The sequence below is a fragment of the Moraxella sp. 179-F 1C4 NHS genome, from assembly GCF_045370505.1.
Classification (GTDB): domain Bacteria; phylum Pseudomonadota; class Gammaproteobacteria; order Pseudomonadales; family Moraxellaceae; genus Faucicola; species Faucicola tetraodonis.
This window is the reverse complement of sequence record NZ_JBIQEC010000005.1, coordinates 127,385-152,319: the sequence shown is the minus strand read 5'-3', so window position 1 is coordinate 152,319 and position 24,935 is coordinate 127,385. Positions and strand designations below refer to the sequence as shown.

General features: G+C 44.4%; 17 protein-coding genes. 11 read left to right on the top strand and 6 right to left on the bottom strand.

From position 1 onward, the window contains the following. Positions 1–154: 154 nt before the first annotated feature. On the bottom strand, positions 155–1,477 hold the full coding sequence (locus tag ACH0AB_RS04115) for an MFS transporter (protein ID WP_406877293.1): 1,323 nt from the start codon (positions 1,475–1,477) through the stop codon (positions 155–157). Positions 1,478–1,606: 129 nt separating this feature from the next. Here ACH0AB_RS04115 and ACH0AB_RS04110 point away from each other — a divergent pair, with 129 nt between their 5' ends. Then, complete coding sequence (locus ACH0AB_RS04110; RefSeq protein WP_406877292.1) at positions 1,607–4,876, top strand: BamA/TamA family outer membrane protein; 3,270 nt, start codon at positions 1,607–1,609, stop codon at positions 4,874–4,876. 160 nt (positions 4,877–5,036) lie between these two features. Continuing rightward, positions 5,037–9,830: a translocation/assembly module TamB domain-containing protein gene (locus ACH0AB_RS04105; RefSeq protein WP_406877291.1), complete on the top strand. Its 4,794-nt coding sequence runs from the start codon at positions 5,037–5,039 to the stop codon at positions 9,828–9,830. A 109-nt stretch (positions 9,831–9,939) separates the two neighbouring features. On the opposite strand, the gene ACH0AB_RS04100 is transcribed toward ACH0AB_RS04105, so the two are convergent. Continuing rightward, positions 9,940–10,563, bottom strand: coding sequence for a TetR family transcriptional regulator (locus ACH0AB_RS04100; RefSeq protein ID WP_065263795.1), 624 nt, complete (start codon positions 10,561–10,563; stop codon positions 9,940–9,942). Positions 10,564–10,678: 115 nt separating this feature from the next. Next, on the bottom strand, positions 10,679–12,067 hold the full coding sequence (locus tag ACH0AB_RS04095; RefSeq protein WP_406877290.1) for a deoxyguanosinetriphosphate triphosphohydrolase: 1,389 nt from the start codon (positions 12,065–12,067) through the stop codon (positions 10,679–10,681). Positions 12,068–12,456: 389 nt separating this feature from the next. On the opposite strand from ACH0AB_RS04095, the gene ACH0AB_RS04090 reads away from it, so the two are divergent. Continuing rightward, the gene (locus tag ACH0AB_RS04090; protein ID WP_007115268.1) at positions 12,457–12,702 is read left to right on the top strand and encodes a hypothetical protein; all 246 of its coding nucleotides are present in this window, start codon (positions 12,457–12,459) and stop codon (positions 12,700–12,702) included. A gap of 126 nt (positions 12,703–12,828) precedes the next feature. Here ACH0AB_RS04090 and rsmD read toward each other — a convergent pair whose 3' ends face one another. Together rsmD and mrdA are read right to left on the bottom strand one after the other, a co-directional pair. Beyond that, positions 12,829–13,452, bottom strand: a complete 624-nt coding sequence (rsmD, locus tag ACH0AB_RS04085; RefSeq protein ID WP_406877289.1) for a 16S rRNA (guanine(966)-N(2))-methyltransferase RsmD — start codon at positions 13,450–13,452, stop codon at positions 12,829–12,831. 35 nt (positions 13,453–13,487) lie between these two features. Beyond that, positions 13,488–15,467, bottom strand: a complete 1,980-nt coding sequence (gene mrdA / locus ACH0AB_RS04080; RefSeq protein WP_096489044.1) for a penicillin-binding protein 2 — start codon at positions 15,465–15,467, stop codon at positions 13,488–13,490. A gap of 482 nt (positions 15,468–15,949) precedes the next feature. Here mrdA and ACH0AB_RS04075 point away from each other — a divergent pair, with 482 nt between their 5' ends. The 6 genes from ACH0AB_RS04075 to adk all read left to right on the top strand — a co-directional run bounded on the left by ACH0AB_RS04075 (position 15,950) and on the right by adk (position 22,743). Continuing rightward, positions 15,950–17,260 carry a DUF445 domain-containing protein gene (locus ACH0AB_RS04075; protein ID WP_406877287.1) on the top strand — a complete coding sequence of 437 codons (1,311 nt, stop codon included), beginning with the start codon at positions 15,950–15,952 and terminating at the stop codon, positions 17,258–17,260. A 66-nt stretch (positions 17,261–17,326) separates the two neighbouring features. Continuing rightward, on the top strand, positions 17,327–19,411 hold the full coding sequence (locus tag ACH0AB_RS04070) for a heme lyase CcmF/NrfE family subunit (protein WP_406877286.1): 2,085 nt from the start codon (positions 17,327–17,329) through the stop codon (positions 19,409–19,411). Continuing rightward, positions 19,398–19,973 carry a DsbE family thiol:disulfide interchange protein gene (locus ACH0AB_RS04065; RefSeq protein WP_369626644.1) on the top strand — a complete coding sequence of 192 codons (576 nt, stop codon included), beginning with the start codon at positions 19,398–19,400 and terminating at the stop codon, positions 19,971–19,973. The genes ACH0AB_RS04070 and ACH0AB_RS04065 overlap by 14 nt, the downstream gene beginning before the upstream one ends. A 47-nt stretch (positions 19,974–20,020) precedes the next feature. Continuing rightward, a complete protein-coding gene (locus tag ACH0AB_RS04060) occupies positions 20,021–20,545 on the top strand; it encodes a cytochrome c-type biogenesis protein (RefSeq protein WP_406877285.1) in 525 nt (174 codons plus the stop codon). Beyond that, positions 20,545–21,825 carry a c-type cytochrome biogenesis protein CcmI gene (gene ccmI / locus ACH0AB_RS04055; RefSeq protein WP_406877284.1) on the top strand — a complete coding sequence of 427 codons (1,281 nt, stop codon included), beginning with the start codon at positions 20,545–20,547 and terminating at the stop codon, positions 21,823–21,825. Before ACH0AB_RS04060 ends, ccmI begins: the two co-directional genes overlap by 1 nt. A gap of 261 nt (positions 21,826–22,086) precedes the next feature. Next, positions 22,087–22,743: an adenylate kinase gene (gene adk / locus ACH0AB_RS04050; protein WP_096489041.1), complete on the top strand. Its 657-nt coding sequence runs from the start codon at positions 22,087–22,089 to the stop codon at positions 22,741–22,743. 181 nt (positions 22,744–22,924) lie between these two features. Here adk and rpsT read toward each other — a convergent pair whose 3' ends face one another. Further along, a complete protein-coding gene (rpsT, locus tag ACH0AB_RS04045; RefSeq protein ID WP_007117302.1) occupies positions 22,925–23,194 on the bottom strand; it encodes a 30S ribosomal protein S20 in 270 nt (89 codons plus the stop codon). A gap of 350 nt (positions 23,195–23,544) precedes the next feature. Between rpsT and ACH0AB_RS04040 the strand changes: the two genes are divergently transcribed. After that, positions 23,545–24,258 carry an NAD-dependent epimerase/dehydratase family protein gene (locus ACH0AB_RS04040; protein ID WP_406877283.1) on the top strand — a complete coding sequence of 238 codons (714 nt, stop codon included), beginning with the start codon at positions 23,545–23,547 and terminating at the stop codon, positions 24,256–24,258. A 43-nt stretch (positions 24,259–24,301) separates the two neighbouring features. Then, complete coding sequence (rraA, locus tag ACH0AB_RS04035) at positions 24,302–24,817, top strand: ribonuclease E activity regulator RraA (protein WP_201666241.1); 516 nt, start codon at positions 24,302–24,304, stop codon at positions 24,815–24,817. Positions 24,818–24,935: the final 118 nt, after the last annotated feature.

The window sequence follows — 24,935 nt, the reverse complement described above, 5'->3', positions numbered from 1 at the left end:
GCCAAACGATAACAAATAGCAACATTTTGGACTCAAATGAAAAAATAGCGCAAAACCCCTTATTTATCCATTGCTTGCCATTCATCCATTGCCTAGCATTGCTAGCTATTTATACTGACTATTTAACGGGGCGATTAAATAGGGCGATAGAGTGTTATTCATGAATCATAAAGGGCTTGGCAGGGCTATATTTTTTTAGTTTTAAAAATAGCCAAATGCCCATGATCAAATTTATCACACCGACAATCGCAAATAGCATCGGCAGGCTCACGTTAACTAGGGTCAAACAAACAATCGAAAAAATCGCCGAACCTACCATAAATACCGCATTTAAAATATTGTTGGCACCGATAATGCGAGCACGGCTTGTTTCCGGTGAATAAGCTTGCATATAGGCATATAAAGGTACGATATAAATACCGCCTGAAAAACCCAATAAAAACAAATCGACAAACACACGAATGGCACCTTGCGTGGCAAAAATCATACCGATACTATAGTGGGCGTTGTTGGCGAGTGGCGGCAAATGCATCGCTGAAAGCGTGAAATATAAGTCAATCGCAAAAATCGTCAATCCTGCAATCCCAAAGGGCAATAGTTTTAAACTCACTTGGTTTTTGGTCAGCGTTTTACATAACAGTGAGCCGAGCGCCGTACCGACAGAAAACAGCGTCAATAAAAATATCACGACGCTTTCATCGCCTAGCAAAATAGACTTGCTAAATTCAGGTACTTGGGTCAAAAACGTGGCACCATAAAACCAAAACCAACTATTACCCAAAATGGTAAACCACATAATTGGCAAACGATATAAATTGGCGATGGTTTGCCAGCTAGTACGAAAGATATTCCAGTCAATGGTCAAATCAGGCTGCGGCGCAGTCATGATGGGAATAAACCGAGAAGCCAAGTAGCCCATAACCGCCACAAAAACCGTCACCCCAGATATCCAAAACAGCGGACTGTCCAACTTCATCAATACGCCAGCCAACATCATCCCTGTCAAAATAGCCAGTGACGTGCCCATTTGAAAAAGCCCATTGGCACCCACCAACTCATCGGTGGTCATGGCTTGGGGTAAATAGGCGTATTTGATAGGACCAAAAAACGTCGAATGGGTACCCATCAAAAATAACGCAACAAATAAGAGCGGATAAATCTCAAACACAAACCCAAATGCGGCAACGACCATGATGACGATTTCAAGGATTTTAATCAGCCTTGTCAGCCAAGATTTTTCATACTTATCAGCGATTTGCCCCGCCAAGGCGGAAAACAAAAAAAACGGCAATACAAACAGCATCGCCGCCAGATTGTTGAGCAAACTGACACGCATCCCCAATTTCGCCGCTGCCATAAAGGTCAGTACTAAAATCAAACCTTGCTTAAATACATTGTCATTAAATGCCCCTAAAAACTGGGTGGCAAACATGGCACTAAACCGTTTGTATTTAAAAAGCGCAAATTGGGTACTCATGAGCAATCCTAGAAATGTCTGATGATGACTATCTTAACAAATATTTTACAAAGGGTTGGGAAAAAGTTTGGTTAGTAAAATGTTTATGCTAAAATCGCCTAGTGCTCGCTCAAGGATTTGATTTTTATCATGAAACCAATAAATTTGCTACCCTATCGTCCGTCAACCGCATTGGCCGATAACCCGTTTGGTTTTTTTCATGCCATTTCCCCACTATCGTCAAATCCTTGTCCGTCAAATCCTCGTCAAAGCCCCGTCCAGTCTAGCGTATCAAACCATTCGCTGTTTCGCTTGACACCCATACGTTTGGCAATTACCTTGGTTGGTATGGGTGTGGTGCCTGCTTGGGGGGCACAAACGCCAACAATAACAATGCCAGCTACTGTTAGTAGTTCAGCTAATAGCTCAGCAACGAATAGCACGCTAACCACGAACAGCGCAGCGCAGACCACCGCCAATGACAGCAAGGGTACCACGGCAACGCAAAATACCACGCCTGCTGCAACTGCGCAAGATAGCATCACTACCGATGCCAACACCGCCCAGCCTTATCTGTATCAACTCAATCAGCAGCGCGTTGAAGATAAAATTGGTCAACAACTCGATAATCAGACCTTGGCAGACTTTAATAATTTTAACCAACCTGTGGCGACGTTGAAACAAAACCAACCTAGTGTCGGCTACAGTAAAGCATTAGATCAAGCCACGCCGCAGTCGGTTGCCAATCAAATCAACAATAGCAAGCCTGCACCCATGGCAACCATGAACACTCAGGCGCAAGCACAAATCACTGAGCAGCTAACCACCGAAAAACAGAATGTCGACGCGATTAATCAAAAGGTGAGCGAGCAAACCAATTTATCTAATCAAAATATCGCTAACCAAAATATTGCTAATCAGAATCTTAGTAATCAAGGCGTCGCCAATGATGCCAGCAATATCAAATCCACCGACGCCATCAATCCCAATGATTACTTGCCCGCCTATCAACAGCAAACAACGGCATTGACCACCCCACAAGCCAACTCAACCGTGACAGCAGAGCCGCAAGGCATCGTGGCGCGCTTGAAGAACAAAATCATTGGTCGCGGCGAAGGGCTAAACTATATTGATATTAGCTTTGCCAATGCAGATGCCAAACTCGAGCCTGCGCGTAATATCAAAGCGGCGTTGGAAAAAGTGACCGTCGAATCGGTGTCGGATTTTAATGCCAGTGTGAACAAATTACGCCAAATTGCCAAAGATGCGGCAGAGGCGGTGGGTTTTTATGACACTAAAATCGCTTTCAAACATTTAGGCAAAGACAATATTCAAGTCAGCTTAGAGGTCGGCAAGCCCGTCATCGTGCAAAATCGCATCATTGATATCCGTGGTGAAGGCGGGGAAGGCGATAACGCGCTGCCGGTGTATCCTGTGATAGAAAAAGAAATCCCGCCCAAAGAAGGGGATGTGTTCAGTCATGGTATCTATAAAGCCACAAAGGCCACGATTGAGGGTGTCGGGCAGACCAATGGTTACTTTGATGCCAAATGGCTCAATAGTTCGGTAGATATTATTTTGCCGGACAATACCGCCGATGTTGACCTAATTTATGACACAAAGACTCGCTATCACTTTGATGATGTGAAGATATATAGCATTGATAAGCAAGGCAATTTGACCGATGACCCCGATAAACTGCCTTTAAAGCCAAAGCTGCTCAAAGCCTTAATGACGTACCAAAAAGGCGATGCCTACTATCAACCCTTTGTCAGCGAATTTACCAACAATTTGACTGCCACCCGTTATTTTAATGGGGTGGATGTGGATGTCGTCATGCCATCAGACGAAGCGGCAAGCGATATCGCATTTGAACAATCGGGCTCGGCGACGCTCAGCACTGCCAACAGCAGCAATACCCCAGCCGACAATATCGCGGACACTTCACCTGATACATCCGCCGGTATTTTACCCACTAAGTCAACCGATCAAAGTCTCGCATCTCAAATTAAATCATCTCAAAGCAACTCATCTGAACTTCAATCCGCAGGTACTGTCGATAGCACGACACAAAAAACCGTCAATCAGGTGCAAGACCCCAATGACATCGCGCCGATTCAATTTGAAGTCGATGACTCGACTGAACAACGTCTCAATGCCATCAGCCGAAAAGCCAAAAATTTATTGGCCGCACCCGAAGATATGGAGTTATCACCCGAGGCTGAAAATAAAAGTAAAAATCCGCTGGTGGTCATCGCCAATGCGGTCAGTAAAACGGCAAAAAAACTGGATAAAGACAAAGACTTACCCATCAAACCAAGAGAAGACCAAGTCATACCAAAGCTCACGCCACGACAAGTGTATGAAAGAAAGCAAATCCCAACCTATGTGGTACTCAATGCCACCAAGCCCCATGAGGCACAAGTGGGTTTGGGTTATGAAACGGACGTAGGTGTGCGCTTGACCGGTAAATACCAAAATAACTTGGTTAACCGAAGTGGCTTGCAGACTGGGGCATCAGTGGCATTATCTAAAGTTGATCAAGCGGTGGAATTTAATGCCAGTTTACCCTATAAGCATCCCCTCAACGATAAGCTGACAGGCACAGTCGGCTATCAGCACAAAGAAGTTGATGACCTAGTCAATACCTTTGAGGCGGACACGGTCTATGCCAGTATTGCCCGCAATATTTATCATGATAGTGGTTGGAATCGCACCTATTCACTGCGCTACCGCGGCGACAAACTCACAGTCGATCCTGAAAAATATAGCACTGATAGCTTGCCTTATCCTTTTAACAACTACGCATCGGATTATACCCAACAAGCCTTGTTAGCGGGTTATGCAATTAATAAAACAGTAGCAGACAATATGCTGACGCCAACGTGGGGTTATAGCCAACGTTATTCGCTTGAAGTCGGTGCTAAAGGGGCGCTGAGTGATACCAATATGGCGATTTTACGTGCGGGTGGTACTGGGATGTATACTTTTGGCAAAGATAACAAACAACAAGTGATTGGGCGACTGGATTTGGGCTATCTATATAGCGGTGATTTTTATGATGTGCCTTACCGTTCACGCTTTTTTGCAGGCGGTGATTCTAGTATCCGCGGCTACAACACCGATAGTTTAGGACCGACCTATGGCGGCGAAAATTTCTTAGTCGGCGGTGATGCGTTAGCAGTAGGGTCGGCAGAGTATAACTATGAGTTTAGACCGAGTTTTCGGGGCGCTGTGTTTACCGATTTTGGTAATGCGTATGATACGACTGGCGAATATGATAATGCAACGGCGGTCAGTATCGGTACAGGTATCCGCTGGCAATCACCGATAGGTTTGGTACGGCTCGATGTGGCAAAAGGTCTGACCGGGGATAACAACGATGTCCGTTTACATTTCTTTATCGGTTCACCGCTATAATAGTTTGGCTAAAAACCGCTGCGTTATTTTATGCAAGGTTTTTAGTCAAGATTTTTGGATAAAACTTTGTTAGTATGTAAGGTTTATCCAATATACTGCCCATATACAGCGCATACAACCTGTGTTTTTGTAGTTAGCCAACGATTGATTTGCGATATTAATGAAAGACGATAATAACAACGACTCATTGCCCGAAGATGTCACAGATACAGATGTCACTAAGCCTGACGATAAATCGTTGGTAGATAACAATCCAGCAGCTAAAAATCTGGCAGCAAAAGATTTAGACATAAAAAACTCGGATACGGCAATCAGTGATGATTTAGACCCAGCACAAAAAGATGCACGTTGGCTACGACGTTGGTATCCGCTTGGCTTTGTGTCCAAAATTGCCATTGTGCTAGCGCTTATTTTAATCTTAGTGATGCTAGGGGCTTATTATGCCGTCGGCACCCCGTGGGGTACACGGTTACTTATCAATGCCATCGTTCAAGAAACAGGTATCAGCCTAAAATATGGTAAAGGCAATCTTCGCGATGGCATTTGGGTTTACGATCTTAAAATTCCTGATAAACCGCCAAAAAATTATGTTGAAGTCACCGTCGATAAAGCCTATGTCAAAATTGGCTGGCGCGCCCTTATCAATAAACAAGTGCATCTGCGTGAAGCCAACATCAATCGCATGGTCATCACCTACAAAAAGCCGCCAACCAACAAGCCCTTTGATTACCCACGCATTGCATTGCCTGTTAACTTAACTTTAGATGACGTAAAAGCGAATTTAGTGCGCTATCAGCAAGTGACCCGCGACCCCATCGATTTTAAACAAGCGCATATCCAAAATTTTACTTGGTATGATACTAAAATCACGGTTGACGAAGGCAAATTGGCGTATAACAATTTATTAAGCGTCGATAAAGTCAAAGGCAAAATTGACCTACAGCATGATTATCCGCTGGATGTGACAGGACTGGTCATCGTCAATTCATTATCAAAAGTGTATGTCGATGCGCTTGATACCCATGCCACAGGCAGTTTAAAATTTTTGACCGCGGATATAAAAAGTAAATACAATAAATCGGATGTTGCTGGGCATGTAACAGCGCAGCCGATGGATAAAAATGCGCCATTTAATGCCAAACTTGAATGGAAAGATGTGTTATTGCCCTATGCCACCAGTCAAAACATCCATCTAAAAAATGGCTTAGCGACCGCTACAGGGGTGACCAATAATATACAGCTGCGTATCAATACTGATTTGACCGCCAAAGATATCCCTGATGGGCATTATCAAGGTCGCGGCGTGATTGCCAATCAAAAACTCAGTATCGAATACCTCACGGCTAAAGTCGCGCAAGGTACATTGACGAGTCAAGGCACGATTGATTGGCATGACCGCACCCGTATTGCCCTGATGAATACGGGTAATGGCTTTAAGATTCGTCAGTTGTTGTCAAAAAACATCGCCCCCTATGCGCCAGAGACTTTAACAGGCAAATTAGGCATCGTCTATGATGTGGCAACCGATAAATTGCCGATGCAAGTACGGGCAAATTTACGCCAAGATGATGGTGAAATTATCAATGCCGATATCCGACAAGCCAAAGGCAACCGTAAACCTTATACAATCGATGCCAATTGGCAACAGCTGATACGTCACAATCTACCGAGTATTGGTGAGCTTAACAGTCCCAATGGCAAAGCGCACGTGATTTTTCAGCCGGCAGACGGCAAGCGAGCCAGCAGTGTACAAGCGCAAGTCAATGCCAATATACTAAAGCTCAATCAAGCCCCAAGCGGTAATTATCAAGTCAATGTCAACAAAACAGGTCAGCTGGTTGATATCACTCAATTGCTGTATCAAGGCGTGGCAGGTAATTTGGCAGGCAATGGTAAAATTAAACTAGCCAGCGGCAATCAGCCGTTAGCTTGGCAAATCAATGCCAAAGCCAATCATTTAAATGCCCACAGCATTTTAAATAGCATCCCGCTGCAAGACTTGACGGGCAATGTGGTTGCCAGCGGTACCCAGCAACGTATTCGCCAAGCCAATCGAGCAGTTGTGACCCGTCATGATGTCACCATCAACCAAATTGACATGACAGGGGATTTATTGGGCGCCAACAATAGCAAAAAACACTTAGCGTTAAAAGGCGCAGGCAAAGTACGTGCCGATCTACTGGGCAATAAATTATCTTATATCGCCGCCAAATTTGATGGTAGCCTCAATGCGCCAAACGTACCCGCAGGCTCGTTTAAATTTGATATTGCAGGCACGCCACAACAGCTTAAAATTAATCAATTTAGCCATCAAGGTAAAGAAGGCTATATCAATGCCAACGGTAGCATTGATATGACCAATGGTGCCGGCTGGCATATCAATGCTGACATGAAAAATTTTGATGCCAGCTATTTTGTGCCAAGTCTGCCAAGCCAAATCACCGGCACCATCAATACCGATGGCTATTGGCGGGCAGGCGCTCAGTACATTCATATCGCCAATATGAATCTCACAGGCAGGCTAAAAAACCAACCGTTATTGGCGACAGGTCAATTGACCGCAAAACTGAATTTGCCAAAAGACCTAAGTAGTCTGCGTCAAGTCATTGAAAATAGCGCCAATGGTCAAAAATACGGTCAAATCCGCCGTCTTATTGAAAGTCTGCAAGCCAATAATCTGCTGGTACAATGGGGTAGCAATCGTATCACCGCCAATGGCAACCAAAATCAACTGGTGACCAGTGTCGATATCAGCACACTCAATCAGCTCATGCCACAGCTAAAAGGTATCGTTAAAGGCGGTATTGTCTTAACCCAAGATAACAACCAAGCCCTACCTAATATCTATGTGGATTTAGTCGGGCGTAACATTTCACTGCCAAACTTTGTGGTACTCGATGCCAAAGTCACCGGCAAATTGGTCAATTTTGCCAAATCACCCAGTCAGTTGCAATTGACTGCAACGGGTATTAACATCGCCAATCAACCGCTGCGCTCTTTGCAACTGTATCTTAACGGCACCCAAGACAATCACACCTTGGATGTCAAAGCAGATAGTACAAAAGGACAGGTACAAGCGACGCTCAAAGGTCGTATCGATCTTGCCAAAAAACAGTGGTCGGGTATGCTCGGTAATGGACAAATTGGTACCAAATATGCCAAGTTGCAACAGCTACAACCCGCCCAAATGCTATTTGGCTGGCAAAACCTAAATGTACAAATGGCGGCACACTGCTGGAAAATGGTGGGGCAAAACGGCAGTCTGTGTCTAAAAAACAACCTCGTGGTCAGTAATGGGCAAGGCGATGTCGATGTCAGCGTGCAACAAATTGATAGCCAAATTTTCTCTGTGGTGATGCCGCGTGATATCGCTTGGTCAGGAAAACTCAACGGCACCGCACTCGTTCACTGGCAGAAGAACCAAAGACCCAGTATCAATGCCAGCTTCTTTACTGATAATGGCGTATTTGGTACCGCCGCACAAACCCCTGAAGAAAATCCAACGACCATTGCCTATGAGCGTATCAGTGTCATCGCCCGTTCAACCGCAGAAGGGCTAAAACTTCGCGCAGATATCAAAACCGCCAATGGCGCGGGCAATGGGTATTTGGACGCCACCGTCAATTCCTACGTACAGTCAAAACCGATTTCAGGCACCGTTGTTTTTCAAGATATTGACTTGGCGGTATTTAAACCTTTCTTTCCATCGTTTGAACGCTTGACAGGTAACGGTCTAGTGGCAGGTAAAATCAGCGGCTCATTAATGCAGCCCAAATTTGTTGGGGATATTGAGCTACAAGATGCCGGTCTTAGCATCACAGGCGTGCCGATGCGCTTTGATAAGATTAATGTGTTATCGCACGTGGCAGGCAATCAAGCCTCTATCAATGGGTCTTTTGCCAGTGCAGGCGATGGTCAAGGCACCATTACCGGTACAGTTGACTGGACACATGAGCTGCAGGCCAAGCTGAAGTTGCAAGGTAAAGCGCTGCAAGTGAGTCAGCCACCTGAAATTACTGCTATTATTAATCCAATTTTTGATGTGATTGTCAAACCTAGCCAGCGCTACGTGAATATCGTAGGCGTGGTTGATGTGCCTCGTGCCACCATTCGCCCACCTGAAACCACAAGCAATGTGGTGAGCAAATCCCCAGATGTTAACGTGATTGATAGACGCTTGATGGGTCAGATTGATGATGTGCTAAAAGTCACTCAACCCTGGAGCATCAACGCAGATGTGGGTGTGGATCTCGGCGAGCGCGTAAGCTTCCAAGGTTTTGGGGCACGCTTGCCATTGGCGGGTGCACTGCATATTACCCAGCGCGGTCAAGGCACCATGAAAGCAGAAGGGGTGGTACAAGTATCACGCCGCTCAAAAGTCGAAGTATTTGGGCAAAGCTTGACTCTAAACTTTGCGCAAGTTCGGTTCAATGGTGAAGTGATGAAACCACTGCTAAACGTAGAGGCAGTAAAAGACGTGCAAGGCGTACAAGTGGGTGTCAAAGTCAAAGGCAGCACCAGTGCGCCAAATATTACCGTGTTTAATAATGGCGGACTCAGTGAACAGCAGGCGATGAATGCGTGGGTGACAGGTAGTCTAAATAACAATTCAGGTCAAAATACCAACGAACAAGACTTTAGAAACCGCGTCGACAATACCATTGCCGCAGCAGGGTTAAGTTATGGCTTAAGCGGGACGCGCCAATTTACCAACCAAATTGGTCGGGCGTTTGGGTTGCAGCGTTTAACGTTAGATGCCAATGGCTCGGGCAATGACACCTTGGTCAGTCTAACGGGGTATATCACCCCAGACTTGTTTATACGTTATGGGGTAGGCGTGTTCACCTCGCAGCCTGAGCTCAGTATGCGTTATCAATTAACAAGACGCTTGTATATTGAGTCTAAATCTGCCATCAATAACTCTGTCGATTTGATTTATAACTGGCGCTATTAATGGGTTGATAAACAGTAAAAAGGCTGAGTTAATGCTCAGCCTTTTTTGGTTTCACTGTTTGTTGGTTTCACGGTTTGTTGGTTTTACTGTTTTTTAGCTTAATTTTCTATTAAGGGCACCAATTACGGACACCATAAAACAGCACTTGCGCCTGTTTGATACAGCGATTGAGATAATCTTGTTTACCTTGTACCTCGGTGGGGTCAAATTTGAGCCATTGATACACCCAAGAAAAATACATATTCACGCCCATATCCGCAATCAACAGGCGCACTTCTTGATTTAAATGACCAAAGGCAGGCTGCATGGCCAAATCATCGGTCATGATTTGCGCAAACAAGCTGATTTGTTCATCGAGCGCATTTTGCACCGCTTGGTTGCCGCCATAGCGCTCAGAGACAATAAAGTGCCAGTGCAATGACGCGTGCTCCACACTTTCCAAAAAGAAACCCACGCTTGAGGCAATTTGACCTTCATGCGTTCGGGTGCGACCCAGCTGCAAATGATCGCGTAGACTTTGCAGGGTGTGACCGAGTTCTTCATTGACTAAGCAGGTGCCAAGCTCATCGATATCCTGAAAATGTCGATAAAAAGCCGTTGGCACTACGCCCACTTCGCGGCTAATCTGACGAAGTGAAATCGACGAAAACGCATGCCCTGACCTCGATAACTGAAGCACCGATTGAAAAAAGGCTTGACGAGTTTGGCGTTTTTGCAAGTCACGGCTAGTCATTTGGTATCCAATCAGCGTGTTAAATAAGGAAAAATATTCTAAGCCGAAAACGCCAAATATACAATCGTTGACGATTGACGATTGACGATTGACGATTGAAGCTCAGCGATGAGATTTAAATATTCACCGACCAATTGCCCTTTAACGCTTGCGCGAGCCGATAGGCTTCATGATCATTCATGCCAGTCAGCATGTCTAAAATACACAATATATTTTGATAAACATCATCCCCTAACTGCCGACTAACATTGCTTAAATGGGCATCTAATAGATTAAGCAGTCGTAATTGCTCAAACTGAGAGATACTGTCTGTGGAATTACCCGTCAACGCCAGCGGCATAAACGCATCAAGTAGCGTATGTAAACAGCGGTTTGACATGATTTCAACCCGTACTTTGCTTGGATGTTGAAAAATACGGGTATGGGCTAGGCTTTTGGCTTCACTGATACTACTGCGTACATTATTCGGGCAGTAGTCAAATAAGCTGCCCGTCAGCTCACCTGCCAATAAAGCAGCTTGGTTGGCAACAAAGGCATCAGTGACTTTGTCTACCAATCGCCGCATTGCTCGTCCCCGTAGTGCGGCTAATTTTTGGCTGATAGGCGCATTGGTCGTGACTTCAGATGGTACGCCAAGCCGTTTACCGACGAGTTTGAGCAGCAGTGGCTCAACTTCATGATACGCTAACATACCCAGTAAAATCCCATCTTCCAAATCAATCAGCGCATAACAAATGTCATCGGCGGCTTCTAGCAAATAAGCCAATGGATGACGCGCATAACCTCTTTGGGTCTTGGGTAGTCGCAGCTGCGCCGCCAAATCATGCAAAAACGGCGCTTCACTTTCAAAACAGCCAAATTTCTTGAGCGTCAGCGGCGAGGGCAGTGAGTCACTGTCACTGACTGGGTTGATAGGGGTGGAAAGATAAGGGTATTTCATAAAAGCGCCCAGTGTCGCCGCTGTCAGGCGCATGCCACCTTCATCGGGATGATGCTCGTTACGAGTCAGCAGTCGAAAGCCTTGCGCATTGCCTTCATACGCTAATAAATCTATTTGCTGGCGTGGGGTAAGCCGCCTTAGATACTGGCGCTGGGCAGGCTGAAAAAACCAATCTCGAATCGCCTGTTCACCCGTATGCCCAAACGGGGGATTACCGATGTCATGTGCCAAACAAGCTGCCTGCACAATGACTCCCATGTCCGAAATCGTAAAGCCGCTTGGCAAGTCATTACCGAGTTTCTCCGCGCTCATCATCCCTAGCGAGCGACCAATACAAGACACTTCAAGCGAATGGGTTAAGCGGGTATGAATACCCATCTCATGGGTTAACGGATGCACTTGGGTTTTTTGATTCAATTGGCGAAAAGATTGCGAAAAAACCAGCCTGTCATAGTCCTTATGAAATGCCGTCCTTGACGTCTTGGATTGGGTGAACTGATTGCCATGATAGATAGGTTTGGCAGATAACAGCGCTTGCCATTGCTTGTGTGTATTTTTTTTCATTATTATTTTCAGTCTTACAGAAAAATGGGGTGGATGGGATTAACTAACTAGCTAATTAATTCTAGCTAGATAATTGATTATTAACCAGTTTGGATGAATATTTTTTCAAAAGTTTGATGACACTATACCATTTATCGCAAAAAAATGACCAAATAGGAATTTTTCTGATAAAACAATTGTGTAATTTTTTATTATTGTTATAATTTAGTAACAAATACATTGTAGAATGTAATCAATGTAAGATAAATGTAATGTTTGATGACCTTTGTACATATGTACATAGCTTTTGTGGCAATACAACCCATAGCTTTAGCCCATGGTTGTTTGCTAAAAAAAGTAACACAATGAAATTTAATCGGTTAAATTTCAAATTTTTTAGGACACAATTTATGATCCATCAAGCTAACAATACGAACGATAAAGATGCCGATGATAGTGTAGAAGTGACGCGCCATCAATCCAAAATCAACATTCATAGTGTTGTGCTGGTGATTATGTTAGCGCTCGTGGTGACATTTTTGATGGTGGTTGGGGTCAGTTATCTGTATGAAGCCAACAACTTAAAAGGACAGTCATCAAAATATTTATGTCCGTCAGCTTCTGCCGTACAAGTGGGTATATGCATTAAAAGCTAATAGTGGGTTTGCTATTAGACGTGAATAGTTATTGATTTTACCGACTGGGTTAATCCAGTCGGTTTTTTAATGCCTATCGGTTTTTTAATGCCTAAGTTCAAGGGCTTTGAATTAAAATGCTTTAAATTAAAGCGCTTTGGGCTGGTAAATGCCGGCAAAAATTTGCCCCATTTTTTTATATTTAAGTGGCTCAAGTGACGCGGTAAAAGATTCTAACAGGTGGCTATGATCTTGATCGCTTTCGATATACAGTAATGTCTGCGGATGGATTAACTGATGGTTTATTAACCCATGCAAAATTGTATCCCATAACGCTAGTTGATAAGGCGGGTCGATAAACACCACATCAAACGGCTCAGTGTTTGCCAATTGTGTTAAGGCATGTTGTATCGTAGCTTCCATTGTCACAATTTTTGTATCAGCAATACCTAACATGGCTTGGGTGGCTTTAATTTGCCTAAATTGCTCATGGTTAGGCTCGATAGAAGTTAACTGCTTGGCACCTCTCGATAAGGCTTCAAAACCGAGCACCCCACTACCCGCACAGCAATCTAGTACCTTGGCATTGACTAAATCATCGGCAAGCCAGTTAAATAGCGTCTCTCGGACACGGTCAGGGGTCGGCCGCAACCCATCGGCATCGATAAACGCTACCAAACGCCGCCGATACTCGCCGCCGATGATACGGACGTGAGAAATAGAGGGGGATTTGGTGGCTTTATTGGCTCGTTTGCTAATTTTGGACATCATGGTTCGGACATCATAGTTTGGACATCTACATTACGTTAGTCAGCGCCACCCACTGCAGTGAGTTTGGCGGTATTGGGTTTTGCGATAATAGGTTTACCCGACAAAACTAACGCTGCCCGTTGCAATTTGGCGGCTTGTTTTTCGGCATTGATTTTGACAAGTTCTTCAGGCGACGGTGGCACAATCGGTTTTTTGATTTTATCAATGAGCCAGTAATCCATCATTTTACGCACAATTGGCGCTACCCAGCCACCATGGCGCCCATTTTCTACGATAACGGCAATGGCAATTTGCGGGTTTTCTACCGGGGCAAAACCAACAAACCAGCCATGATCCCAGTGACGCGAGTCAAGCGCGGCTTCGTTATAGCGTTTACCTTGTGCGATAGATTTGACCTGCGCTGTGCCTGTTTTGCCAGCGATGCGATAAGTTGGCGTATAAATATTATGCGCTGTGCCTTTTTTGACCACATCTTCCATGGCTAGGTGCATACGCTGCCAATCATTGGGGTTACCGTTGTATTGAATTTTACCATCGGGCTTTTCAATAGGGGTGACATGTTCGGCACCGGTGGATTTTTTGAGCAGATGGGGGGTTAAATGCTGTCCATCACCGGCTAGCATGGCGATACCGTTGGCAATCTGTAAGGGTGTCGCCAAAAAATACCCTTGCCCGATACTCACAGAAATGGTTTCCCCAGGCAACCAGGCTTTTTTATAGGTTTTCATTTTCCACTCAGTAGAAGGGTAGACCCCGGTTTTTTCTCCCGGCAAATCAATCCCTGTTTTACTACCAAAATTAAAACGCGTCATCCAATCATGAAGCCGGTCAATACCCAGTTGATAAGACAGCTTGTAGTAGTAGGTATCGACAGATTCGACCACGGATTTATGCAAATTGACGTTACCATGACCCGATTTTTTCCAGTCACGAAATTTATGGCTATCGCCAGGCAGACTAAAATAACCCGGATCATAAATACTACTGTCCCATCCCATTATTCCGTAATGAATCCCTGCCAAACCCTCAATCGGTTTGATAGAAGAACCCGGGGGGTATTGCCCTTGTAGCGCACGGTTGTACAGTGGCATGTCGGGGTCTTGTTGCAGTGCCTTGTATTCTCTGCTACTAATTCCAGTGATAAAGGGATTGGGGTCAAAACTTGGGTTGCTGACAAAGGCTAAAATTTCGCCAGTGTTGGGGTCAATAGCCACCGCTGCGCCGCGTTTACCATTTAACAAATCGCTGGTCAATTTTTGTAAGCCATAATCAAGGCTTAGATAAATATCATTACCGGGAATGGGCGGTTTGGTATCGAGTTTTTTGATGATATCGCCATAGGCATTGGTTTCAATTGATTGATAACCAGGTTTGCCCAGTAGCAGCGACTCGTAATATTTTTCAATCCCTGTTTTACCTATCAAATCGGTGCCTGCATACAGCTTTTTATCCAACTTTTTACTATCGTTGTCGCTGATACGCCCAACATAGCCAATCACATGGGCAAATAAGTCACTGTAGGGATAGGTGCGCGTGAGTTTACTTTGAATCGTCACGCCTTTAAAAAACGGTTTGCGTTCACTAAACTGGGCAACTTGCTGTTCGGTAAGTCCAATTTTAATGGTGACAGGTTCATTTTTACTTTTTTTAAGGGCTTTTGAAGCTTCACTGATTTCTTCAGGTGTCAACTGAAAAATCGGGGTGAGTAGTGCCAAGGTATTGTCAGGATTGTCAATTTCATCAGGACTGATAACAGCGGTAAAAACAGGCTGGTTATCCGCCAAAATCACGCCGTTACGGTCATAAATATAGCCGCGACTGGGCGGCGCAGAAACCAGCTTGATACGATTATTGTCAGACTGGGTGACGTACTGGTCGTGGGTATAAATTTGTAGATAAGCATAGCGTACAATCAAGCCAACCAAGCCCAAAAACACAAACACCGATGCCAAAATTACCCGGCGGCGAAAGATGAGATTTTCACGTTGCATATCTGAAGAATGGGGTGGTTTCATAAGCGGGTAACAGCAATTAGAACGGTTTTAAAAAGGGTCGCGGTGCGATGAATGTTTAGCTTAATGCAAATATAGGGATATCACCCAGCTACTAAGCTCCTATATGGGTGGCTTAAGTATGGGTGGCTTAAATCTGATGGCTTAAGTCAAAATTTAAGAGCGATATACTAGCATAAAATGTGGTAAATAAGCATGCCCAAATCCTGTCAAAATCGCAAATAACTAACGGCTGCTGTCAAAACAAGTGTATCAAATTATGATAGCACCATTGACGGCAATATGGATGATAACATACGGACTCAAAACCGCTAAAAATACAACTTATTCAGGTAAAATGTATCTTTCTGTGCTAAAATCTAGCGGTTTGAACGCACCCATATTCACGCACCCATACTATAGACGTTGTCAAGCAAACCTTGTAATGTCATCTCGGTTTTATGGTCCTTTGATTTTAGCTTTTTCACTATGTGAGCTTTTTTGATATGTTTGCAGAAATTTGGCACAAGCTTGCAACCCATCCGCAATTTTTCGCCATGCTGACCATTCCATTTGTGACAGCAGTCGTGACTTGGGCGCATGTATGGATGGCGCTCAAGATGCTATTTTATCCCATTCATTTTTGGGGCATTAAGATTCAAGGTTTCCCAGGCGGCGGTATCGGCTGGCAGGGCATTGTGCCACGCAAAGCGGGTAAAATCTCCGGGATTATTGTTGACCAAACTTTATCCAAGCTTGGCTCACTCGATGAGTTTTTCCAAGCCATGCACCCTGAAGAAGTGGCAGATTTTATCAGCCAAACCATGAACCAAAACTTGGATTTGCTGATTGATGAAATTATGAATGAGCGCTCGGCAACGCTGTGGGCGAATCTGCCTTTTGCTGTCAAACGCCGTATCTATGCCTATGGACACGAGCAATTGCCAGCTATCCTGAAAAATCTGGTGCTCGACTTGACCTACAATGTCGAAAACTTGGTTGATATGCGCGAGATGATTGTCAACAAGATGGAAAGCGACCGTGCGCTGATGGTGCGGATGTTTCTCAAAGTAGGTCAAAAAGAGATTAATTTTATTTGGCATATCAGTGCGCTGATTGGGTTTGTATTTGGTATTTTGCAGATGGCGATTTTTTGGTTTGTGCCGCAGCATTGGACGGTGCCATTTTTTGCCGCGATTTGGGGGCTATTGACCAACTGGATTGCCATTTGGATGGTGTTTAATCCGATTGAGCCGCATTATTATCGCTATCCCAAATTTTTTAGTTTTAGCAAATCGCTGCCATTTATTCGCTTTGAAAAACCACACATGGGACAATTTAACTGGCAAGGTGGTTTTATGAAACGCCAACCTGAGGTCTCTGAGGTGTTTGCTGAGATTGTGGTCAAAGATTTGGTCACGCTCAAAAACATCATGCATGAAATGATGTATGGCAGCCGTGCGATGCAAACGCGTGAGCTGATTAAAAAACACCTAAACCCAATGTTGGAATCACAGGTGATTCAAACAAGCTTGAAATTTGGTTTGGGTCGTAAAGAGTTTGGTCAGCTCAGACACGTGATTATTGATAAGTCAATTGCAGCGACTATGGTGCCGATGAGTAATCCTGAGCTAAACCTTAGCCGCGCAGAAAAAATCTTTGGGCTGTTTCGAGACCGTATTCGCGCATTGACGCCCAATGAATTTCAAAATCTGTTGCGTCCTGCCTTTCGTGAAGATGAATTAACACTGATTATTTTGGGCGGTGTGACAGGGTTTTTGGCGGGCTGGATACATTTGATATTAGTGTTTTATTAGTTTTACCCATTTTTTTGGTGAAAATTCTACAGTGTGATAACCACTACAGCGATAGGAGCAGTGGGTATGTTAATTACTGAATTGGGCTATTTTGCGCTTATTTCAGCCTTGGTGATTGCCATTTTACAGGTTATTTTGCCAGCAGTGGGGGTGTTCAAACACCAACCTGCTTGGCAACGACTGGCGGGAAGTCTTGCCATTGCTCAGTTTTTGGCAACCGGTACGTCATTTTTGTGCCTGATGTATGGGTTTTATGCCAATGATTTTACGTTGATTTATGTCGCCAATCAGTCAAATTCTTTGCTGCCTTGGTACTATCGCCTATCCGCCACGTGGGGCGGGCATGAAGGCTCACTGTTATTGTGGGTCACCATTTTGGCGACTTGGGGCGCGGCGGTGGCCGTTTTTAGTCGAAGCTTGCCGCTTGCCATGCGCGCACGCGTGTTGGTGATTATAGCCTTTGTGCAAATGATGATGCTAAGCATGGTGATTTTTGTGTCGTCACCTTTTAATCGCAGTCTACCCAGCATCCCAGTGGATGGCAAAGATTTGAATCCACTACTGCAAGACCCTGGATTAATTTTTCATCCACCGATGCTATATATGGGCTATGTGGGCGCGGTGGTACCGTTTGCTTTTGCCATGGCAGCATTATGGGCAGGTCGGTTAGATGCGGTGTGGACGCGTTGGTCGCGTCCTTGGACACTAGCGGCTTGGTGTTGTTTGACCTTAGGGATCGTGTTTGGCTCAATGTGGGCATACAACGAACTTGGTTGGGGCGGCTGGTGGTTTTGGGATCCTGTGGAAAACGCGTCGTTTATGCCTTGGCTCGGTGGGGTCGCATTATTACACTCATTGGCAGTTACCGAAAAGCGCGGCGTGTTCAAAGCTTGGACGATTATGTTGGCGATTTTCACTTTTGCCTTGAGTTTATTGGGTACGTTTTTGGTACGTTCGGGGGTCATTACCTCGGTTCACTCATTTGCCGCAGATCCCACCCGCGGTCTGTTTATCTTGGTGATTTTGGGCGTGGTCATCGGTGGCGGTCTGGCGATGTTTGCGTGGCGCGGTTGGCGTTTAACCCAAGAAAGCCATTATCAGCTTAAATCTCGTGAGACATTATTGGTCATCAATAACATTATTATATTAGTCGCAACCATCGTGGTGGTGATTGGCACACTTTACCCAATGCTGGCGGATGCGTTAAAACTGGGTCAAGTATCGGTCGGTGCGCCTTACTTTAATGCGTTATTTGTGCCATTAACTTGGTTGTTGTTGTTATTTTTAGCCATTGGACCTGTCAGCCGTTGGAAAAAAGACACCCGTCCATTGTTAGGTACAGGTCTAGCGATTTTAGCCAGCTGTTTTGTGTTAGCCGGGGTTTTAAGCTATTTCTTGGCCAGTAACATTAACATCAACATATTTATGTCAGCGGCATTGTGTTTATGGGTGTTGGTATGGATGGTGATTGATATCAAAGACAAAACCCGTAATGCTCGCTCGCTGGGCGCTGGGCTGAAACGTCTGCACATGGGCTATTGGGGAATGCAGCTGGCGCATTTGGGTATTTTGCTATCCGTGATGGGCATTGCCATTACCACAAGCCTAAGTATCGAAAAAGATATTGCCATGCAAAAAAACCAATCGGTTGAAGTACAGGGCTACCAGTTCACCATGGATGAGCTAAAAAAAATTCGCGGCGCCAACTTTGATGCCACCCAAGCGGTGGTCAGTGTTCGTAAAAACAACCAAGTGGTCGCGACCCTTTATCCAGAAAAACGCCATTATGTGGTCAGTCAAATGCCCATGACCGAAGCTTCTATCCAGTACAACCCATTAAGAGATATCTACATGGCAATGGGTGAGCCGATTTTAGGGGTGAATCAAACGGAAGCGACTGCCGATAAATGGGCGGTGCGTATCTATATCAAACCTGGCGTACGCTGGGTGTGGTGGGGCGGTTTTGTGCTGGCGCTCGGTGCGATTTTAAGTATGTTTGATAAACGTTATCGTAAACTGCCGAGACTTGCTGATATGAATGATAATAAGTCGGAGAATTTAGCAGCGATTAACACAGCAGCGGCAAACGCCCCCGTGTTAGTAAAAAATGACAGTGAGTTAGGTCAGGAGAGTACTCATGGCAATGCGTAAAAGACAACTTTGGTTTTTAATTCCTTTGGTGCTTTTTTTGATTATCATTGCGCTGTTTTATACGCGGTTGGGCAAAGATACCACCGTAGTAACCAATACCTCGCTCAATCGCGCTTTGCCAAGTTTTAGCTTACCGTCTTTGGGTAACCCGTCACAAATGATTACCCAAGCACAGCTACCCAAACAGCCATTTTTACTCAATGTATGGGCGTCTTGGTGCGTGACTTGTAAAGTTGAACACCCGTTTTTACTGCAAATGTCAAAGACAGGCGTACCGATTGTTGGAGTCAATTATAAAGATGAAACCAAAGACGCGCTTGATTATCTCAACACCCATGAAGACCCATTTACCCTCAATGTGCAAGACAAAGAAGGGAATTTTGGCATTGATTTGGGTCTGACGGGTGTGCCAGAGTCGTTTGTGGTTGATGGCAAAGGCAATGTGCGCCAGCATATCTTGGGTGAAATCAACGAAGATCGCTACAATAAGCAAGTATTGCCTTGTATGACTGCGCTGCGTGAACAAGCCGCCGATGCTAAAATCCGTGAGGTGTGCCAATGAGTATCACATTTTCAAAAACTCTTCATTTGATAGTCAGGGCGATGGCTATGGTATTGTTAGTCGCAGGGTTATCCATATCGGCTTGGGCAAATATTGATACCTACCAATTTGACAACCCGCGCCAAGAAGCCCAGTATCGTGCGCTCATTGAAGAGTTTCGTTGTCCAAAATGTCAAAATCAAAACTTGGCAGGTTCCGATGCGCCAATTGCACAAGATTTAAAACAAAAGACTTATGACATGGTCAAAGACGGTCGTTCCGACGCCGAAATTCGCCAGTATATGAATGAGCGCTACGGTGACTTTATTAGCTACAAACCACCTGTGCGCCCATCCACCTGGATTTTATGGTTTTTTCCGCCTGTGTTGTTGGTGTTTGTGATGCTGGCTTGGTTTATTCGTAACCGTAATTCGTCAAAACGTGCCGCTGTCATCGCCAATCCCATAGAAGAGGGTTATGCGCCACTCTCAGCCGCCGAACAACAGCGATTACAAGATTTGTTAAACGCCAATGATAACGCTGCCAATGCTAAAACTAGTGAAATCAATCAAGCAGTCGGTAAGGAAAATTAATGTCAACGCTAATTATTTTTATCATTGTCGCACTTTTGTTTGCTATCACGCTTGCGGTATTTATTCTGTTACCTTGGTTGCAAACCCAAGACCATCATGCCATCGCCAATCGCGCTGATAATCAGTTACTAACGCTCAATATTGAAGTATTTAAACAACGGTTGGTAGAACTTGATGCCGATTTTGACGAGGGTCAAATCGATGAGGCGACTTATCAAACCCAAAAACTGGCGTTAGAGCGTCAATTACTAGACATCAGTGACAATCAAGATACCAGCCATTTTACCCCCAATTGGAAAAGCCGTCTGATAGTTATCATCTGGATTCCGCTATTATCTGTGATGGCTTATGTGATGATTGGCGATCGCACGCCCGTCTATCAATTATGGGATGCACAAAATCGCTTGGGAAAAGTGGCGGATGATTTGCTGACCGCAAAAATCGATACCCCGCCAGAATGGGCAACCAAAGACAGTGTGGGACTGATTAGTGCCATGCAAACCAACGTGCATCATCATGCCACCGATCCGCTACGTTGGTTTCGTCTCTCTGAAGTGTTTGTAGCCTTGCAAGCACCCGAGCAAGCAATTGAAGCTTTGGCAAGGGCGTATCGTCTCAATCCTGATGATGAAAAAATCGCCATTACCTACGCGCAAACTAGCTTTTTTACCCAAGGCGGGGTAATGGATGACAAAACCCGTCAAGTGGTTGAGCATATTCTAGCCAAAAGTCCCAAACACCAAGGCGCACAGATGCTGATGGCAATGGGTGAAATGCGAGCGGGCAATTACGCGCAGTCTCGAAAATGGGTAGAACTGCTACGCACCGAAATCCAAGCGCGTCCTGGCGATCATACCCAAGCCTTAAGCAGCCTATCTGAACTTGAGCAGACTATCAATCAGCGTGAAGCCCAAGGCGAACAGGCGATTACAGTCAATGTCAAAGTCACCCCTGAGATATTAGGGCGGGTGAAAAAAGGCGAAAGCTTATTTGTTAATGTGCGCAAGATGGCAGGTGGTCCCCCTGTTGCTGCCAAAAAACTGTCAGCAGATAGCTTAACCATCAATGGTATGGCAATCAATATCAGCGATAACGATAGCATCATGCCGACCATGACCTTAAGTTCGGCGATTAGCACGAATGAGCCATTGGTGATTACTGCCCGTGTTAGTGCTTCAGGTGACGCCATGCCGCAAAGTGGCGACTTGACGAGTAACCCCGTACCGCTAGAGAAAACGGCTGACTCGACAACGGTATTGATTGATAAAATCGTGCCTTAAATGGTTATGAAAAATCTCTCGATTGAATAGGGGCTTAATTGATTAGGAAGTGAATTAAATCTTGCCACATTTTTATTTTTAATACCCCTATCAATTTAAATTATTTTGCAAAAATTGCTTGAGATTTTAGCGGTTAACGAGTATTGTTAACCCAGTATTTCAAAACTGTTAGTTATTCGAACACACCATTTGTGGGTCTTTTTTGCTATTGCAGTAATGAGATAGGGCGATTTTAATAATTTCGACTTAAGGAATAGGTTTATGAAGCGTATTATTCTTTTAGGGCCACCTGGCGCTGGTAAGGGTACCCAAGCACAAATCATCACCAAGGAATTTAATATTCCACAAATCTCAACAGGTGATATGCTACGTGCCGCTATCAAAGAAGGTACTGAGCTTGGCAAACAAGCCAAAAGTATCATGGATGCCGGCGGACTTGTCTCAGATGATTTAATTATCAACCTAGTTAAAGCCCGTATTGCGCAGCCAGATTGTGCCAACGGCTGTATTTTTGATGGCTTTCCGCGTACCATTCCACAAGCGCAAGCGTTAGCGGATGCAGGCGTACACATCGATAACGTGGTAGAAATTGCCGTACCTGATGAAGACATCGTGTCTCGTTTGTCAGGTCGTCGCTCTCATCCTGCTTCAGGTCGCGTGTACCATGTGGTCTATAATCCACCCAAAGTGGAAGGTAAAGATGACGAAACCGGTGAAGACTTGGTTCAGCGTGATGACGATAAAGAAGATACCATCCGCGATCGTTTAGCGACTTATCATAACCAAACAGAAGCTTTGGTTGGTTTTTATCAAGACTTGGCAAAATCAGGTCAAAATGCGCCGCGCTATGCTAAATTTGATGGTACACAAGCGATTGATAAAGTCAGTGAACAAGTCCTTGCCGAGTTAAAAGCATAATTAAAACCATGATTAAAAGCGTCAATGGGTTTTTAAGAAAATTAATATTAGGTAAGCTAAATAAAAAGCTGAAATTTTGATTTCAGCTTTTTTTTATAACTAAATCAATTTTATAGCTAAATCAGTCTCAATAAAAAAGCCAATTCAATATGAATTGGCTTTTTAAGTTTTAAACAAACAATTAAGCAGTTTTAAGGGCTTTAATTGCTTTGTTTAAGCGGCTTTTATGACGTGCTGCTTTGTTTTTGTGAATCACGCCTTTGTCAGCAATACGGTCAATCACTGGAACTGCTTTTTTGTAAGCTTCAGTCGCTGCTTCGTAGTTTTTATCTTCAACGGCTTTTACCACATGTTTGATGAAAGTACGAACCATAGAACGTTGTGATGCTTTTAATTGACGACGTTTAACGTTTTGACGAGCGCGTTTGCGAGCTTGTGCAGAATTTGCCACGTAAATCTCCTTGGATTTGCAATATAAATCGATCTGTTAGTAAGTGAGCAGCCATTCGCTTATTACAGACACGGGTAGTTAGGGTTGCTTGAATCCTTGAATCACTAGACACGGAAACACAATTAACGATATCAAGCGGATTTAAAGCCCGCTATTTTAGCAAACTCACGCTACAATGACAACTTATTCGGCAGATTATTCAGCGTATTTCGTCTGTTGACCAAAAAACCATCGCGCAATGCCCACCAACGCTGAAAAAAACGTATTTGTAGGTGAAAGTTTTGATTATCTGTGATTAAATAAAATGACATTAAAAACTCATAAAATATTCATACTGAGGTCATTGTTTTATGCAGCGCACAGCATTAATTATCGGTGCAACCGGGTTGGTAGGCAATTCATTACTCACTCAGCTTGGCAGTCTCTATCAAAAAGTCATTATCATTGCGCGCTCTCAGCCAAAAGGGTTGAGTGATTCGATGCATTTTTACCAGCTTAAAGATTTTAATCAAATGCATGAATTTGTGTCTGCGCTGTCGATTGGTAAAGACACCGATGCTTTTAGCTGTCTGGGTACCACCATTAAGGAAGCGGGTAGTGAAGCGGCTTTTCGACAAATCGACTTTACCTATAATGTCGAATTTGCAAAAGCTTGCAAACAAAAAGGCGTAGAGCGGTTTTTTTTGTTATCGGCAATGGGCGCCAATGCCGACAGTCGCTTTTTTTATAACCGTGTCAAAGGTGAGCTTGAGACGGCGATTGGTAATTTAGGCTTTCAAGAATTGGCAATTTTTCGTCCCTCTTTGCTGCTTGGCAAACACGATGACCGTAAACTTGAAACCATCGCGCAGACGGCGTATAAACTCATCAAACCTATTGTGCCTAAAAAACTGCCTGTCCGTCCCATAGAAGCCGATAGGGTAGCGATGGCAATGGCGCTGGTGAGCAACAATTGGCACATCAAACATACCTATGAAAAATGTGCTAATAGCGTCGATACCGCCAAGAAAACCCAAATCATTAGCAATGGCGAAATGCTAGCGATGACGCGGTTTAGAAACTAACCTTCCCAAAAAACGATTGACTTAAGGAGCCATGATGAGCGACATGACGTTACAAAATTTTATTACCTGCGATTTATTAGATGATAATCCAGAATGTCAGGTTTGTGCACCCAACATGGAAGGCAAACGCTTTTTTAGCTATGGCGGTAACACAAAATTTGGCGGTGAAGTGGTAACCGTCAAATGCTTTGAAGACAATAGCCGTGTTAAAGAGCTGTTAGCCACGTATGGCAAAGATGAGAAAGGCAATGGCAAAGTTTTGGTGGTAGACGGTGGAGCATCAATGCGCTGTGCCTTGCTGGGTGATATGATTGCACAAAGTGCGGTTGATAATGGCTGGGCTGGCGTGATTGTTTATGGCTGTGTGCGAGATGTAGATGATATGGGCAAAATGCCAATTGGCGTACAAGCGCTCGGCGCCATTCCCCGCAAATCTAATCGCAAGGGTGTGGGCGAGACGGATATCGAAATCAGCTTTGGCGGTCTAACTATCAACTCTGGCATGTATGTGTATGCGGATAATAATGGCATGATTGTGAGTACGACATCGTTGCTTTAATGAGCTAAGTTAAGCTACTAAACTAAAAAGCAACCTAGGTTGGTTAAAAAACCGTATCAATTGTTGATATATTAACTGATTATATAGCTTGACTGCGGTAACATCAGCGCATGAAAGC